This window comes from Streptomyces canus (genome assembly GCF_030815415.1).
Lineage (GTDB): Bacteria > Actinomycetota > Actinomycetes > Streptomycetales > Streptomycetaceae > Streptomyces > Streptomyces canus_F.
Window position 1 is genome coordinate 9,613,028 of the sequence record NZ_JAUSWW010000001.1, and the last position, 15,130, is coordinate 9,628,157.

Annotated in this window: 16 protein-coding genes and 3 pseudogenes; 11 read left to right on the forward strand and 8 right to left on the reverse strand. The window is 68.7% G+C overall.

Going from position 1 to position 15,130, the window contains the following annotated elements; translation table 11 throughout:
- The 3 genes and pseudogenes from QF037_RS44755 (at position 1) to QF037_RS44765 (ending at position 1,752) form a co-directional block, all read left to right on the forward strand.
- Complete coding sequence (locus QF037_RS44755; RefSeq protein ID WP_307035546.1) at positions 1-411, forward strand: nuclear transport factor 2 family protein; 411 nt, start codon at positions 1-3, stop codon at positions 409-411.
- 213 nt (positions 412-624) lie between these two features.
- Positions 625-1,319, forward strand: a pseudogene (locus QF037_RS44760) (RNA-guided endonuclease InsQ/TnpB family protein); the annotation flags it as partial.
- A 244-nt stretch (positions 1,320-1,563) separates the two neighbouring features.
- Entirely contained in the window at positions 1,564-1,752 is a 189-nt protein-coding gene (locus QF037_RS44765) for a hypothetical protein (RefSeq protein WP_307035548.1), read from the forward strand.
- Positions 1,753-1,986: 234 nt separating this feature from the next.
- Here QF037_RS44765 and QF037_RS44770 read toward each other — a convergent pair whose 3' ends face one another.
- A complete protein-coding gene (locus tag QF037_RS44770; RefSeq protein WP_307035550.1) occupies positions 1,987-2,877 on the reverse strand; it encodes an aminoglycoside phosphotransferase family protein in 891 nt (296 codons plus the stop codon).
- Positions 2,878-3,062: 185 nt separating this feature from the next.
- Between QF037_RS44770 and QF037_RS44775 the strand changes: the two genes are divergently transcribed.
- Together QF037_RS44775 and QF037_RS44780 are read left to right on the forward strand one after the other, a co-directional pair.
- Entirely contained in the window at positions 3,063-3,716 is a 654-nt protein-coding gene (locus QF037_RS44775) for a class I SAM-dependent methyltransferase (protein WP_307035552.1), read from the forward strand.
- A 44-nt stretch (positions 3,717-3,760) separates the two neighbouring features.
- Positions 3,761-4,186, forward strand: a complete 426-nt coding sequence (locus QF037_RS44780) for a response regulator transcription factor (protein WP_307035554.1) — start codon at positions 3,761-3,763, stop codon at positions 4,184-4,186.
- A 78-nt stretch (positions 4,187-4,264) separates the two neighbouring features.
- On the opposite strand, the gene QF037_RS44785 is transcribed toward QF037_RS44780, so the two are convergent.
- The 3 genes from QF037_RS44785 to QF037_RS44795 form a co-directional block, all read right to left on the reverse strand.
- Positions 4,265-5,122 carry a hypothetical protein gene (locus QF037_RS44785; protein WP_307035556.1) on the reverse strand — a complete coding sequence of 286 codons (858 nt, stop codon included), beginning with the start codon at positions 5,120-5,122 and terminating at the stop codon, positions 4,265-4,267.
- 109 nt (positions 5,123-5,231) lie between these two features.
- Positions 5,232-6,062, reverse strand: coding sequence for a hypothetical protein (locus tag QF037_RS44790; protein ID WP_307035558.1), 831 nt, complete (start codon positions 6,060-6,062; stop codon positions 5,232-5,234).
- Between the two features lie 41 nt (positions 6,063-6,103).
- Positions 6,104-6,343, reverse strand: a complete 240-nt coding sequence (locus QF037_RS44795) for a hypothetical protein (protein WP_307035560.1) — start codon at positions 6,341-6,343, stop codon at positions 6,104-6,106.
- A gap of 258 nt (positions 6,344-6,601) precedes the next feature.
- On the opposite strand from QF037_RS44795, the gene QF037_RS44800 reads away from it, so the two are divergent.
- The 6 genes and pseudogenes from QF037_RS44800 to QF037_RS44825 all read left to right on the forward strand — a co-directional run bounded on the left by QF037_RS44800 (position 6,602) and on the right by QF037_RS44825 (position 12,580).
- A complete protein-coding gene (locus QF037_RS44800) occupies positions 6,602-7,351 on the forward strand; it encodes an SDR family oxidoreductase (RefSeq protein ID WP_307035563.1) in 750 nt (249 codons plus the stop codon).
- A gap of 362 nt (positions 7,352-7,713) precedes the next feature.
- Complete coding sequence (locus tag QF037_RS44805) at positions 7,714-8,553, forward strand: helix-turn-helix transcriptional regulator (protein WP_307035565.1); 840 nt, start codon at positions 7,714-7,716, stop codon at positions 8,551-8,553.
- 175 nt (positions 8,554-8,728) lie between these two features.
- A complete protein-coding gene (locus tag QF037_RS44810) occupies positions 8,729-9,322 on the forward strand; it encodes a TetR/AcrR family transcriptional regulator (RefSeq protein WP_307035567.1) in 594 nt (197 codons plus the stop codon).
- 106 nt (positions 9,323-9,428) lie between these two features.
- The gene (locus tag QF037_RS44815; protein ID WP_307035569.1) at positions 9,429-10,166 is read left to right on the forward strand and encodes an NADPH-dependent F420 reductase; all 738 of its coding nucleotides are present in this window, start codon (positions 9,429-9,431) and stop codon (positions 10,164-10,166) included.
- A 259-nt stretch (positions 10,167-10,425) separates the two neighbouring features.
- Positions 10,426-11,127, forward strand: a complete 702-nt coding sequence (locus tag QF037_RS44820; RefSeq protein WP_307035571.1) for a nitroreductase — start codon at positions 10,426-10,428, stop codon at positions 11,125-11,127.
- A gap of 218 nt (positions 11,128-11,345) precedes the next feature.
- Positions 11,346-12,580 (forward strand): annotated as a pseudogene (locus QF037_RS44825) (NtaA/DmoA family FMN-dependent monooxygenase).
- 102 nt (positions 12,581-12,682) lie between these two features.
- Here the strand turns inward: QF037_RS44825 and QF037_RS44830 are convergent.
- The 4 genes and pseudogenes from QF037_RS44830 to QF037_RS44845 form a co-directional block, all read right to left on the reverse strand.
- Positions 12,683-13,288, reverse strand: coding sequence for a dihydrofolate reductase family protein (locus QF037_RS44830; protein WP_307035573.1), 606 nt, complete (start codon positions 13,286-13,288; stop codon positions 12,683-12,685).
- A gap of 87 nt (positions 13,289-13,375) precedes the next feature.
- On the reverse strand, positions 13,376-13,771 hold the full coding sequence (locus tag QF037_RS44835) for an META domain-containing protein (RefSeq protein WP_307035575.1): 396 nt from the start codon (positions 13,769-13,771) through the stop codon (positions 13,376-13,378).
- 49 nt (positions 13,772-13,820) lie between these two features.
- Positions 13,821-14,652: pseudogene (locus tag QF037_RS44840) on the reverse strand (NAD(P)/FAD-dependent oxidoreductase).
- Positions 14,653-14,702: 50 nt separating this feature from the next.
- Entirely contained in the window at positions 14,703-15,122 is a 420-nt protein-coding gene (locus tag QF037_RS44845; RefSeq protein ID WP_307035576.1) for an arsenate reductase ArsC, read from the reverse strand.
- Positions 15,123-15,130: the final 8 nt, after the last annotated feature.

Consider the following 15,130-nt stretch of genomic DNA (forward strand, 5'->3'; position numbering starts at 1 on the left):
ATGACCGAGTTCGCCACCTCCACCGCACCCGCGGATGTCGTACGCCGCCAGTACCTGGCCTCCGCCGCCGGTGACCTGGAAGCCCTGCGTGGCACCCTCGCCCCCGATGTGGAGTGGACCGAGATGGCCGGCTTCCCCCTCGCCGGCACCTACCGCACCCCCGACGGCGTCACCGCCAACGTCATGGAAAAGCTCGGCCAGGACTGGGACGGCTGGGCCGCCCACGACGACACCTACGTCGTCGACGGCGAGAACGTCGTCGTCCTGGCCCGCTACACCGCGACCAACAAGGCCACCGGCAAGGCGATCGACGTCCGCGTCGCCCACCACTTCGTCGTACGCGGCGGACTCATCGTGCGGTTCGAGCAGTTCGTCGACACCGCTCTCGTGCGCGACGCCATGACCGACTGACGCGTTCCGTACCACCGCATGGCAGGAGATCGGCAAGTCCGCTGACGACAACAAGGCGCTCGTGGTCGCCTTCTACGAGCAGGCGTTCAACGACTACCAGCCCGAGCAGGCCGCCGAAGCCCACCTCGGCGAGAGCTACATCCAGCACAACCCCGAGGCCCAGGACGGGCCGTAGGCGTTCGTCGGCTATGTCCACTGGCTGCGCGGGGCAGGGCAGGTTTGCTTCAGCAGTCCCTGCGCGATGCCAAGGCCGCCTACAGGAACTTCTTCGCCTCCCTCAGGGGCGAGCGCAGGTGGCCGAGGTTGAGTGCGCCCCGGTTCAAGTCCCGCAAGGACAGCCGTCAGTCGATCCGCTTCACCGCCAATGCCCGCTGGTCCATCACCGACTCCGGGAAGCTGACCCTTCCCAAAATCGGGGCGGTGAAGGTGAAACGGTCCCGCGCCCTGCCCGCGCAGCCCTCCTCGGTCACCGTCATCAAGGACGCGGCCGGACGGTACTTCGACACCGCCGCGCGGAGAAGAAACTGAAGAAAGCCCAGCGGGAGCTGTCCCGCAAACAAAAGGGCAGCCGGAACCGGGAGAAAGCCCGCCTGAAGGTCGCCCGCGCCCACGCGCAAGTGACTGACGCCCGCCGTGCCCTGGTCAAGGTCGGCAGGTTCGAGCCGATCTCCCAGACCTGCTCTGCCTGCGGTACCAAAGACGGCCCCAAACCCCTCAACAACCGGGAATGGACCTGCACCGCCTGCGGCAGCGTCCACGACCGAAACCACCACGCCGCGAGGAACGTGAAAACGGCCGCCGGACTGGCGGTGTCAGTCTGTGGAGCGCCGGTAAGACCAGGACACGTCCTGGCGCAGCGCGACGAAGCAGGAAGCCACGGATTCCCGTCCGAACCCCGTGCCGCGTAGCGGCACAGCAACGGAAGAGAAGGCCAAAATCCCCGGGCTTCAGCCCGAGGAGCAAGTCAAGGGCACGCCTACCGCGCCGCCTGGGCCGAGGCCGGCCACCCCGCCGAGCCAGGCGCGCAGGTCCGCTCGACCTATCTGGAGTACGAGCACCGCATGATGGCCGAGGGCATGGCCGAACTGGGCCGCCCCGCCCCGCCCCGTCCCGGCACGCGCCGACCGGGCCGCGGCCGTCGAACCCGGCGGCATGGTCTTCGCCGGCAGCCCCGACGAGATCGCCGACCGCATCCTCCACCTGCACGGGCTGCTCGGACACACCCGCCAGATCCTTCAGATGGACGTGGGCGGCATGCCGCAGCGCGACTTCCTGCACGCCATCGAACTTCTCGGCACGAAGGTGCTCCCTCAGATCCGGGCCGAGCTGGCGAAAGCATGAGCCGGAGCCGTCCCCGCAGCGCGGCCACCTGCCGCGCCGCAGTCTCCATCGGACTCCGTGGCACTCAAGTCGTCGCCGCTATGCAGTCCGCCCACCAGCCCATGGCCTCCCCGGGCCGGCGAGTTGCGTGAGCGACGCATCCGGGTCGATGCGATCAGCCCCGGGCGTGGTCTGCACGCCCGACCGGTGAAGCAGGGGGAAGGTGTCCCGTCTCGGCCTACGATCGGGGCGACATCACTCCATCGACTTCAGAATGCGGTCGAGTGTCCGGCGTCCCATTCTGCTCATCGTCGGATTGGTCTCGACGTAGTACCAGACCACACCCATCGCCTGTTCGAACGCCCAGGCCTTGCCGCGCTCCCACTCCAGATCGTCGCAGTTCAGTGTCCGCCGGAGCACGTCCCGCGGGCCTGACTGCAACAGGTGCCAGGCGCTGACCAGATCCAGTGCGGGGTCGGCCGGGCCGAAGCCGCCGGTGTCGAGTACGCCGCTGAGCCGGTCTCCCTCGACGAGAACATTGCCGGGAATCAGGTCACCATGGCTCATCACGTCGGCACCCGTGCGTGGCAACTCCCGAAAGTGGCTCCACAGTTGGCGCAGCCGGGGCACGTCGAGCAGCCCCTTGCTCTCCTCGAAGCACTGCGCCATCCAATCGTCGTGGTGGGCGAGAAGGCCGCCACGATTGTCGCCGTTGAAAAGCCGCCCCCGCGTGTCGACGTCCCGCAGGCCTGCGATGAAGGCCGCGAGGTCCTCGGCGAAAGCGTCGGACCCACTCGGGTCGGCATCGGAGGCGACCGTTCCCGGCAACCATGTCTGGACCGACCACGGCATCGGGTAACCCGCGCCAGGCTTGCCCAGGGCGACAGGTTCCGGGGCGGGGATCCGAGACACCTGTGCCAGCTCCGCGCTCGCCCGGGCTTCCTGTTCCAGAACCGTCAGCGCCTCGGCGGCATCGGCCGGACGCAGCGGGAAACGCGCAGAGAGGTCGTTCCCGATGCGGAAGATGGCGTTGACCGTCCCGGTCGACGCCAGGTGTCGGATCGCCTTGCCGCTCCACTGAGGGAACTGTTCTTGGATCAAGGTCGCAACAATGTCGGCGGTCACGTCCACTTGGTCATCGTGCATGGTGATTCGCGCAGGCCCTTCCCCTAGTCCAACGCGAAACGCCGGAAGCAGACCACAACTACTGAGACAACAGCCAGTATTCATAAGCCAGGGCCCAGATCAACTGAGATTTTTTCCGAAGCATCGCGGGCAACGGGTGGCAGAATCCCGTGTGCCCTCGGTGAACCTGCCACTAGGTTTGCGGGGTGACTGACACCGTCTACCTCGCCGCGGTCCGGGAGTCGTACGACACCGTGGCCGCCGACTACGCAGCAAGCGTCAAGGCTCCCGCCGAACTGGATCCGCTGTCGCGCGCGATGCTGGCCGCGTTCGCCGAACTCGTACAGACAACGGTGGGCGGGTCGGTCGCGGACGTGGGGTGCGGTCCCGGGAAGGTCACAGCGCACCTGACTGAACTGGGGCTCTCGGCATTCGGTGTCGATGTGTCCCCAAAGATGATCGAGCTGGCCCGGGAGGCCTATCCGGACCTGCGGTTTGCCGTGGGCTCCATGACCGCGTTGGAGATCGGCGACCACGATCTCGGCGGCATTCTGGCCTACTACTCCACTCACCACACGCCTCCGGAGTTGTTGCCGGTCGTGTTCGCCGAGTTCCACCGCACCCTGGCGCCGGGTGGCCACCTGATGCTCGTCTGCCGGGTGGGGAAGGATGAGCACCTGCGTCGAACCATTGCCTACGGCGACCGATCGGCGCCCTTCGAGTCCTATCGGCTGCCTGCGGATCGCATCTCCGAACTGCTGGACCAGGCTGGGCTCGTTGTCACCGCGCGACTGGTGCAAGCGCTCGACGAAGGGGTGAAGGGAACGATCGCCAGTTTCATGGTCCGCAAACCGGAGTAGCCCGGATTCGGTGCGATCCCGTCCCCGGTCAGTTTGCCCACTCCTTGCTGCTCGGCGCCCCGCTGGAAGCGGCGGCGGGGCGCGGCCGGGACGGCACGCACGCCTGGCTCAGGGGGCGCCGGCTCGCAGAGGCGGGCGGCAGCGGAATGCTGGTCGGCCTCGCCGACGTCACCCGTCCCCCCGGCGGCGGCTCCGAGGCTTTGTACGGCTCACCGGGCCGCGCCCAACTCACCGAACGGCTGGCCACCCTGACCGTCCGGGAGCTGGAGATAGTGGAGCTGGTCGCGCAGGGTCTCACCAGCAAGGCCATCGCGGACCGGCTCTACGTCAGTCGGCGTACCGTCGAGACCCATGTCTCCCGAGCCTTCCGCAAGACCGGGGTCTCCTCGCGTACCGCCCTGGCCACGCTGATGACCCGCCGCCGCCGCACGGGGAGCCGTTTCGGGGACGCCCGTGCGGAGCAGGAGTGAGCCCGGCCCGGGTGCCTCCTCGGCGGTGATGAATGAGGCTGTCCGGGCCGGTCACTGTGTTCTTGGCCGGGACGCGGCCTACTTGACGTCGATGAAGTCGCCGGTCGCCTTCGCGGTGCCGGTCGTGGTGGTGCCGGCGAAGGCGAAGCGGTAGTAGCCGTCGGTGCCGGCCTTGGTGGTGGTGCTAAGGGTGCCGGTGCTGCTGGTCTTGACCGTCTTGAGGGTGGTGTAGGTGCTGCTGCCCTTCTTGCGGAACTGCAACTGCACCGGCTGGGCCGCGTATCCGGCGTACTTGCCCGTGGTCCAGTTCGCGCGGCTCAGCTTGCCGGTGACCGTGATGGTCTTGCCCTTCTTCACCGGCTCCGGGGAGGCGTTGGCGGTCAGCTTGGCCGCGCGCTTGATCTTGGTTCTGGTGACGTCGTCGTCGTAACTGGCGTTCGCGTAGAGGTCGTAGGCGCCCAGGAAGAGCTTCCAGGTTCCCGCGGTGCCGTTGCCGTCCTTGAAGGCGACCGCGGGGTCGATGGTGAAGACCGTCTTGCAGCTGTAGCTGTAGCCGTCCTGGACCGGCGTCTCCGTGCAGGTGGGGTAGTCGTCCGACTCCAGGCCACCGGTGATGGTGTCCGTGCTCGAACTGTCGGTGCCCTGCCACAGGAACGCCTGGGTGATGGCCACGCCTTCCACGTCGAAGGCGGTGAACGTGACGGGAACAGCCTTCTTGCCGGTGACGCCGAGAACGATGTCCTTGCCGGCGTTGACGACCCCGTCCGAGAAGGTGGTGCCGCCCAGCGCGTCCTGCGGCTCGACGCTCGGCGAGGCGAAGGCGAGGAGATCCTTCGCCGCACCGGGACGCTCCGCTGCCTGGGCGGCACTCGGAAGAACGAGCGCCGAGAGTACGACGGCGCCGGAAAGGACAGTGGCAGCAGCGCGTATGCGCATGTGATTCCCCAAGGTGAGGTCGGGTGGCCCTGCCGAACTGTCTGTGTGGCAGGGCCTGTTGATGTGATGGTGAAGAGGTCGGAGCCCGCTGGCTCCCCGCCCGAGAGACTCAGGGCGTGGGAGAACGCAGGACGTCGTCGATGTCGAAGCTGGTGTCGGGAGTTGGGTAGAGGTCCGTCGGGTAGAGGTCTGTCGGCTGGGACCCCGGTGTGGGGACATCGGCCGGGTCGGCGGTGGGCTTGCCGTCCGGACTGCACACCTGCGGTGCCGAGGGCTGGGACAGTTCGTAGTCGGCGACCCGCTTCGACCGGAAGTCCACCGGGGCGCTGTCCCAGCGGCTCTCGTCGCCGCCGACCTCGATCTCCTCGGGAAGTTCCTTGCTCGTCAGCGGCTTGCCCACGGTGATCGAGAGGAGAGCGCCTACGCAGGGGCTGCGGTCACTCGCGTAGAGGGACTTGGGCAGGGCGATCTTCCGCTCGCTGCTCCCGTCCGTACGGAGTTCGACGCGCTTCACCCGGCGGATGTCGAAGTAGTAGACGGGTTTCGTTCCGTCCGAGAGACGTTCCCCGCGGGCGCCGTCCGCGACGCCGTACACGAGCTTCCAGAACTCGAACTGCACGGTGATCTCACGGCAGAGCGGGCCGTCGTACCCCGGCAGGCTGGCCACCTTCACCTTCTCGTCCTCGTAGTTCTCCTTGGGCGTGTCGACGACGAGCCGAGCCCAGTCCCTGGATTCCTGGGCCGTCCACCCCTTGTTGTCGTGGCAGCCGGACGCCCCGGTCGGATACGGGGGAGTGAGGGACGGGGTCGGCGAAGGGCTCGGCGACCCGGACACCACCGTCGCGCTCTCGGACGGATCCCCGGAAAGAGACGTGCCCTGGGTGCCGGAACAACCCCCGGTGAACAGGACGGCCACAGCGAGGGCCGCGACGACAGGCACGACGGAGTCTCTCCGCTCGGAAATGCGCCTCGGGATGTACCTCACCGGTCGAACCAGTTCCGGGCTTCCGCGGAGCTGAAGCCCCGCAGCAGGGCGAGGGCGAGGACGAGGACGACGCCCGCGAGGACCGGGGCGCCGCCCTGACCCTGATCCGCCGCGTTGCTCACCACGGCCAGCAACAAGGCGCCCACCGTCAGGTTCAGCACGGCGTTGACCCGTACCCCCACCACCGTCAGCTGGACGTTCCTCGGCATCGGCGCCTTCACGCTCGGTGTCGTCATAAGCGCAAGGAAACGGCACAGATGTCAGGGACACATCGGTAGGAGTACGTAATCCGTTACGTATGTGCCACCGCTGCCTGTGCGCCGCGTTCTCAGGGGGACGTCACGAGGACGGGGCCGGGCGGCTATGGCCTCTGTTGGCTCAGCAAGAGACTGCCGATCCATGGATAAACCGTCCTCTCCCGCCCCCGCACGGACGCTTCTACGGTCGAAGCCGCGGGCGCTCAACGGCCCGCCGTACCGAAGGAGCAGGACCCCATGAAGATGACCGGCAACACGATCCTGATCACTGGCGGAACCTCGGGCATCGGCCTCGGGCTGGCCCTGCGGCTGCACGAGGCCGGCAACAAGGTGATCGTCGCCGGACGGCGCAAGGAACTCCTGGACGAGATCACGGCCGAGCACCCGGGCGTCGACGCCCTCGTCCTGGATGTCGCCGACCCCGACTCGATCGCCCGGGCCCGTGAGACCGTGGCAGCGAGCCACCCGGGGCTGAACGTCCTGGTCAACAATGCCGGCATCATGCTGCGGGAGGACCTCCTCGACCCGGCCGGGCTCGCGGTCGCCGAGGACCACGTGACGGTCAATCTGCTCGGCGCGATCCGGATGACGTACGCCTTCCTGCCGCTGCTGGTGGGTAAGGACGACGCGGTCGTCGTGAATGTCACCTCGGCGCTGGCGTTCGTGCCGTACCAGAGCACGCCGACCTACAGCGCGACGAAGGCCGCGCTGCACTCGTTCTCCGAGAGCCTGCGCATCCAGCTCGCCGGTGCCGAGGCCGGCGTCCAGGTGATCGAGGTGGTCCCGCCGGGCGTGCGCACAACCCTGCTGGGCCAGCAGGACAGCGACCAGTCCATGCCGTTGGACGACTTCCTCACCGAGACCCTCGACCTGCTGCGCGAGAAGCCGGATTCGAAGGAGCTGGTCGTCGAGCGCGCCGGGTTCATTCGCGACGCGGTGGCCAACGGCTCCTACGACGACGTCCTCGCCATGATCAGCGGCAGCTGACCGTTCTGTGGTGACCGCGGCTCGGCGTGGTCCTCACCGAAGGCAAGCGTCTTTCCGCTTCGCCCCGGTCCTCGCACTGGAGGCGACCGGCTCGGTCCCGAGTGACGAGAGACGCGAGCGCCCGGACGACAGGGCGAACACCGTCGCGTCGGCCGGGTCGGGCGACGAGGCCCGTTGGACATCGTCGACGGGGAGCCCCGCCGCATGCCGTCCTCCCAGCGGCCGAGTGGTCATCGGGTCGCCTGCTTGCGAGCGCCCTCGGTGTCGGCCCCATGAGCAGCCTCACGCGGGCGGGAGAGCAGCGCTCATCCATGGATCGGCAGTCTCTGGATAGCCGGAGAGGATGAGGTGAGGATGGGGGGATGGACAAGAAGGAACTGGCGGCATTCCTGCGCCACCGGCGTGAGGCCCTGCGGCCCCGAGACGTCGGTCTGGTCGAGGGACCCCGCAGGCGCACACAGGGGCTGCGCCGCGAGGAGGTCGCGCAGCTCGCCGGCATGTCCACCGACTACTACGCCCGGCTGGAACAGCAGCGTGCCCCGCAGCCCTCCGTCCAGATCACCGCGGCCCTCGCCCGGGCACTACGGCTGTCTCTGGATGAGCGCGACCATCTCTTCGTCCTCATCGGACACAACGCCCCGGCCCGCTTCCACCGCTCCGAACATGTCAACCCGCCGCTGCTACGGGTCCTGGACCGCCTGGACGATTCCCCGGCCATGGTGCAGACCGACCTGCTCGACACCCTCGCGATGAACCCTTTGGCCGTCGCGCTGCTCGGCGACCAGACCCGCCACCCCGGTCTGGCCAGCAGTGGCTACTACCGCTGGTTCATGGACCCGGCCGACCGTCTGATGGTTCCCGAGGAGAACCGCGAACGCCACGGCCGCGCCCAGGCGGCACGCCTGCGGGCCGCGCTGACATCTGGCAGCGATACCCCCCGAGCCGCCCGGATCCTCGCCGAACTCCAGGAACACAGCCCCGAGTTCGTCCGCATGTGGGAACTTCAAGAAGTCGCGCAACGCTACGAAGACTGCAAGACCATCCTCCATCCCGAACTCGGCCGCATCGATGTCGACGCCCAGCTCCTGTTCACCGAGAACCGCGCCCAGACCCTGGTGGTGCTGACCACTCGCCCCGGCACGGAGAGCCACAGCAAACTCGAACTGCTCTCCGTCATCGGAGACCAGCAGCTCACCCCCTGACGTCCTGCTGGGGACGGGTTCGCACGTACGCGGCCATGTCATCGTCGACGCCGCGGGGCTGTATCAAAGTGATCGGCCGCCGGTTTGACCGGATGCCGCCTCCGTTTTACTGTTGAGTGCATACGGAGGCAGCATCCACTTTGCTGCGGTCACCAGATCACAGGCAGGAGGGCGTATGAGCGCCGACGAACAGCGAGGACGCAAGCCCCGCGCGGACGTCCAGCGCAACCGCGCGGCCCTCCTGGAGACCGCGCAGCGTCACTTCCTGCAGCACGGGGTCGGGACCTCCCTGGAAGCGGTGGCCAAGGAGGCGGGCGTCGGGCCCGGCACCCTGTACCGGCACTTCCCCACCCGGGAAGCGCTGCTGGCGGCCGTACTGCAGACACGCTCCGAGGAACTGGTCGCCCGCCAGGCGGACATCGACCAGCTCGGCGACCCGGCCGAGGCGCTGGAGCAGTGGCTGCGGGCGATGGAGGAGTACTTCAGCGCCTTCAGCGGGCTGCCGGACCCGCTCATGGCCGCGGCCCGGGCGCAGGAGCCGGACAACCCGCTCACCATTCCCTGCCACATCCTCATCTCGGCCACCGATCAGTACGTGCGGACCGCGCAGCTCGCGGGGCGCGTGCGCGCCTCGGTGCGCGGACAGGACCTGTTCCTCGCCGCCTGCTCCGTCGCCTGGATCAAGGGCACCGGCACCGAGGAGGAGTCGCTCGACCGGCTCCGCACCCTCATCGCAAGCGGCTACTGCGAGCAAGGCGCCCAGGCGTAAACCGCCGGGCCCTCCGCCCCGACCCCCGCCACGCCAGGCGGCAACGCCCCACGGCCATCACGTCGCGCTGCCCTCAGGGGCGGCACAACCTCGCAAGGAACAAATCATGAAAATTACTGTCATAGGCGCCGGTGCCATCGGCGGGAACCTCGCCGCCAAGCTCAGCACGGCCGGGCACGACGTCCAGGTGGCCGACGCCCGCGGCCCCGAGGCCGTCCGGGCGGAGGTGCTGCAGTCCGGGGCCCGCGCGGTGGACCTCGCCGACGCCGTCCAGGGCCGGGACGTCATCATCCTGTCGATCCCCTTCGGAGTGGCGGGCCAGCTGGCCGACGTGTTCGCGTCGGTGCCCGACGAGACGGTGGTCATCGACACCGCGAACTACTACCCCGGCATGCTCAGCGAGCCGATCGAGGCGGTGGACCACGGCCAGGTGGAGAGCTTGTACACCGCCGAGCTGCTCGGCCGCCCGGTGGTCAAGGCGTGGAACGCCGCCCTGGCCGAGACTCAGCGGACCAAGGGCGTCCCGGCCGGAACGCCCGGCCGCCTCGCCATCCCCGTCGCCGGCGACAGCGAGGAGGCGAGGAAGGTGGCCATGAGCCTGGTCGACGACACCGGCTTCGACCCCTACGACGCCGGCCCCCTGGCCGACTCCTGGCGCCAGCAGCCCAACAGCCCCGCCTACTGCACCGAACTCACCCTCGCCCAACTGCCGGCAGCCCTGGCCGCAGCCGACCGCGCCAAGGACACGCGCGTCCGCGACAGCCTCCCGCAACGCTTCGCCGCCCTCGGCGCCCACCCCACCGTCGACGACGTCGTCGAGATGAACCGCGCCGCCCACCGCTGAACCACCCGACGCCGCTCTCGCGCACGCAACGAACGAGAGCGGCCCCACAAAACGAACACGAAGAGCGCATAGCCCCCGCGCTGCAGCCTGCTGCCCGCAGTCTCGGCACGCCGCTGCCCGCGAGCATCCGCATGCCGGCCGGCGCCCCCAGGGCGCGCTGCAGCCGGCCCCCGTACGGCCTGCCCCGCGCATGGCCCGCCGTACGGCACTGCGCCGTGGCCGCCGTGGCGATGACTGCGCGCCATGGAGAGGAACCGCCGTGCCCGGCACCACATCACCCTTCACCGACATCGCACGCTCCCGACGCTCCCCCCGAAGGTTCCTGCCCACCGCCCTGTCCTCTTCGGATATCCGCGGCGTGCTGGAAGACGCACAGACCGCCCCCTCGAACAGCAACACCCAGCCGTGGACCGTGCACGTCGTCTCGGGTGCGGCGCGCGACGCCCTGGCCGAAGACCTGCTCCGGGCCGCGGAGGAGGGGCGGACCTCGCAGGATTTCACCGATGGCTACGGTGAGGAGGGCATCTATGTCGAGCGGTCGCGGGCCCTGGGCGCGAGTGTCTACCGGGCCCGGGGTGTCGAGCGCTCGGACCAGGGCGGCAGGAGGGCGGCGGTCCGCGAGAACCTGGAGTTCTACGGTGCTCCCCATGCCGCCTTCCTGTTCATGCCGGCCCTCGGCGACGGGGTACGAACGGCCGGCGACATCGGCATGTACGCGCAGAACGTCTTGCTCTCGCTGGCGGCCCGGGGTCTGGCCGGCATCCCGCAGACCATCCTCGGCGTCTACGCCGACACCGTCCGCGAGTTCCTGGGTGTCCCCGCGGAGCTCAAGCTGCTGTTCGGCATCTCCTTCGGCATGGCTGACCCGGCGGCGCCGGTGAACACACTTCGCACAGAGCGGGTTCCACTGCAGCGGAGCGTGGTCCTGCATGACACTCCGGGAGTCCTCGACAGGCCGTAGGTCCTGCGCCCGCACTGCTTTTGGCAATTCGGAGGATGCGAAACCTCCGCATTCTCGAAATAGGCGAACGGAGACGTTCTCCGTTTTTCATCGCCTGGTCTGGAGAAGTAATCGTGACGAGCCGACAGATGGTCCTGGGCATGCAGTTCAGCGGCGGATACGGGGCCGCACCCGGGGCCTGGCGGCTACCGGGGGCGAACCTGAACAGCTACACGGACATGGACCAGTTCGTGCGTTACGCGCAGGCCGCCGAGCGCGGCAAGATCCAACTGCTGTTCATCGCCGACACCCCGGTCCTGGACGTCGACCTCGACCACCATGCCCCGCACCACATGATCGACCCGCTGCTGGTCCTGACCGTCCTCGCACGCGAGACCGAGCGGATCGGCCTGGTCACCACCGCCTCCACCACCTTCACCGAGCCCTACAATCTCGCCCGCCAGTTCAAGGCCCTGGACGTGATCAGCCACGGCCGGGCCGGCTGGAACGCCGTGACCACCTCGGACCCCGCCGCCGCGGCGAACTTCGGCGCGACGATCCCGCCGCGCGCGGAGAAGTACGAGCGACCCACGAGGTCATCCAGATCGTGCAGGGGCTGTGGGGCAGCTGGGAGCAGGACGCCTGGCTTCTCGACCTCGACGGCAAGCGCTTCGCTGACATGGACAAGATCCAGCCCGTCAACTTGCAGGGCAAGCACGTCGCCTCCCGCGGCCCGCTGCCCATCCCCCCGTCCGAGCAGGGCCAGCCGGTCATCTTCCAGGCAGGCGGCGGCAGTTACGGCCTGGAACTCGCGGGCCGTTACGCCAGCGGCGTCTACGCCAACCCGTACACCATCGAGGACGCCCGGGCCCACCGCCAGGCCCTGCGGGACGCGGCCGAGCGCGCCGGACGCGACCCGGACGAGGTGAAGATGCTCGCCGGCTTCATGCCGACCATCGCCCCCTCCCGCCAGGCCGCCCTTCAGCGGCGCCGCTTCCTGGACGAGGTCGTCGACCTGAACCAACGCGTCGCCTACCTCGGCGCCATGATCGGCCTCCCGCTCGGCCCCGCCCAGCTCGACGAGCCCCTGACCGCGGCCCAGCTCGCCGACGCCGTACCCAGCCCGCACGACCCACGATCCGCCCGCGCCCTCGAAGTGGCCCAGCAAGGCTGGACGCTGCGCGACGTGCTCGCCCACGGCGTCATCGACTACCACCCGGTGGTCGCCGGCACCGCCGCCGACGCGGCCGACCACATGCAGCAGTGGTTCGAGGCAGGGGCCTGTGACGGCTTCTCGATCGCCATCGACAGCTACCACGACGGCTTCGACACCTTCGTCGACCAGGTCGTCCCCATCCTGCAGGAACGCGGCCTGTTCCACGACGACTACGAAGGCCCCACCCTGCGCGAGAACCTCGGCGCCCACGACCAGTACGGCCTCGACCCGCGCCTCACGAACCCGGCCCGGTCATGACCCCGCCATCAAGAGAGCGGCCCTATCGCGTGCCTGACCGGACTTCGAGCGGCTGGACCGAGACCGACCCAGCTCGGAAATACGCCGCTCCCGGCATTGACCCTAGTAACTGTCGTACCTGGGCTTACCGTTCGGCCGGTAGACGCCGACGATGGTGCCCCCCTTCGTCGTCGAGACACTGACCGGCTCCAACGCCGTGGGGATCGCTCCGTCGGCGAACAGCCGCTTGCCGGTGCCGATGATCACCGGATGGATGGTCAACCGGTACTCGTCTACCAGGCCATGCCGCATGAGAGTCTGGGCGAGGTCGCCGCTGCCGACGACGTTGATGTCGCCGCCGTCGGACGCCTTGAGATCGCATACGGCGTCGGCGATGTCGCCCTCCAGCAGCGTGGAGTTCTGCCACCCGACGGACGTCAGGGTCCGAGACGCCACGTACTTGTGCATGCCGTTCATCCGATCGGTGAACGGGTTGGCGGGATCGGCGGTCGGCCAGTACGACGCGAAGATCTCGTACGTCTTGCGGCCGAGCAGCATCGCGTCGGCGGGCTCGTACCAACCGGCGATGGCCGCGCCGACCTCGTCGTCGTCCACCGGCTTCTGCCAGCCGCCGTGCTCGAAGCCGCTCTCAGCGTCCTCGTCCGGACCGCCCGGCGCCTGCATGACGCCGTCCAGCGTCAGGAACGTGCAAACAATGATCTCGCGCATGGTGCGCTCCCTTCGTCGACGGGTAGACCGCACAGCCGCCGAAAACTCATCGGCTGAACCCCCGCGGGGCAGCACAAGGGCGCAGTCTCACCGCCTCAGGGCGATGACGTGGCCGTCCGGGCCCGTGAGGGTGAGCGTGCGGGCGGTTACGCGGGCCTCGTAGGTGCCGCCGGAGGGAGTGACGTCGACATAGTCGGGCGAGTAGCAGGCGATCATCGTCGCCCCGTACTTGCTGTCGAAGGTGATCGCGGACTGGACGACATTCACGACTGCCTTGCCCGAGACACGGTTGCAGCCGTCGTGGCCGGTGAAGGTGTGCTTGTCGGCTTCGAACATCAGCCCCGCACGGGAACCCTTCGGCACGGAGTGAGTGACGCCGTCGACAGTGATGGCGTGGGCGTGCCATTCGAGACCGGTGAGGGCGGGCGGCGCGGTGCGCGTGCCGTCATTGCCGGACTGAGCGAAGGATGTGGTCGCGTACATCGAGGTGTAAGCCTCCGCGTTTCGGGTTCATTGCAGGCCATGGGGCTGGTCATCGACCACTGCCATCGGTTCGGTTTTCGCCCACGCTCGGTGCTGAATGGTGCCGACCGAGCCCGCGATGATGCGCTGACCAGCCACCCACTGCTCTCTGCCGGCAAGTGTGGGTGGTCAGCTGACGGCGCTCTCGAGGTCGATGTCTGCAGTCGCTGGCGGCGGCGGTGATGGCCTGGCGGTGGGTGTGGTCGAGACGCCTCGGATGTTCGTGCGGGTCGACGGCGACTGCACCTTCAGGTAGCCGGGGTCGTCCAACTCCACCTGGCCCGTGAGGAGTTCGGTACGAGGGTAGGGTTGAGCGGCTGTGCACGACGCTCACGGAGCGGGCGAAGCGGGTGAGGAAGGTGGCCTCCTCCATGGCGGTGTCGCCGCCGCCGACGACCACGATGTCGCGGTCGCGGAAGAAGAAGCCGTCGCAGGTGGCACACCAGGACACGCCCCGGCCGCAGAGCTCGTCCTCCTTCGGGAGGCCCAGCTTGCGGTAGCCGGAGCCGGAGCCGGTCGCGACGATCACCGTCTTTGCCCGGTGCACCGTGCCCGCGGTGTCGGTGACGGTCTTGATGCCGCCGGTCAGGTCGGCCTCGACGATGTCGTCGTCGACCATCTCGGCGCCGAAGCGCACCGCCTGGGCCCGCATGTTCTCCACGAGAACCGGGCCGTCGATGCCTCGGGGAAGCCGGGGAGGTTCTCGACCTCGGTGGTCGTGGTCAGCGCGCCGCCGACGAAGATCGCACCGCTGAAGACGAGGGGCTTGAGTTCGGCGCGGGCGGTGTAGAGGGCGGCGGTGTAGCCGGGCGGGCGGAGCCGATGACGACGACCTCGCGTATGCCGTCACTGGCGGTCGCGTCGGTCGTGTCGGTTCCGTTGGTCACTGGGCTCACGCCTGCTGCTTCGCGTCGATCTCGGCGATCAGCGCCTCGATGCGCGTCTTGATCTCGTCCCGGATCGGGCGAACAGCCTCGACACCCTTGCCCGCCGGGTCATCGAGGGCCCAGTCGAGGTATGTCTTGCCGGGGAAGACCGGGCAGGCGTCGCCGCAGCCCATGGTGATGACGTAGTCGGACGCCTGAACAGCCTCGGTCGTCAAGATCTTCGGCTCGGCCGCGGAGATGTCGACCCCGACCTCCTGCATGGCCTCGACCGCGGACGGGTTGACCTGGTCGCCGGGGACGGAGCCGGCGGAGCGGACCTCGATCCGGTCGCCCGCGAGGTGGGTCAGGAAACCGGCGGCCATCTGAGAGCGCCCGGCGTTGTGGACGCAGACGAAGAGCACGGAGGCGAGCGGGCTGGAGGACATGGGTGCTT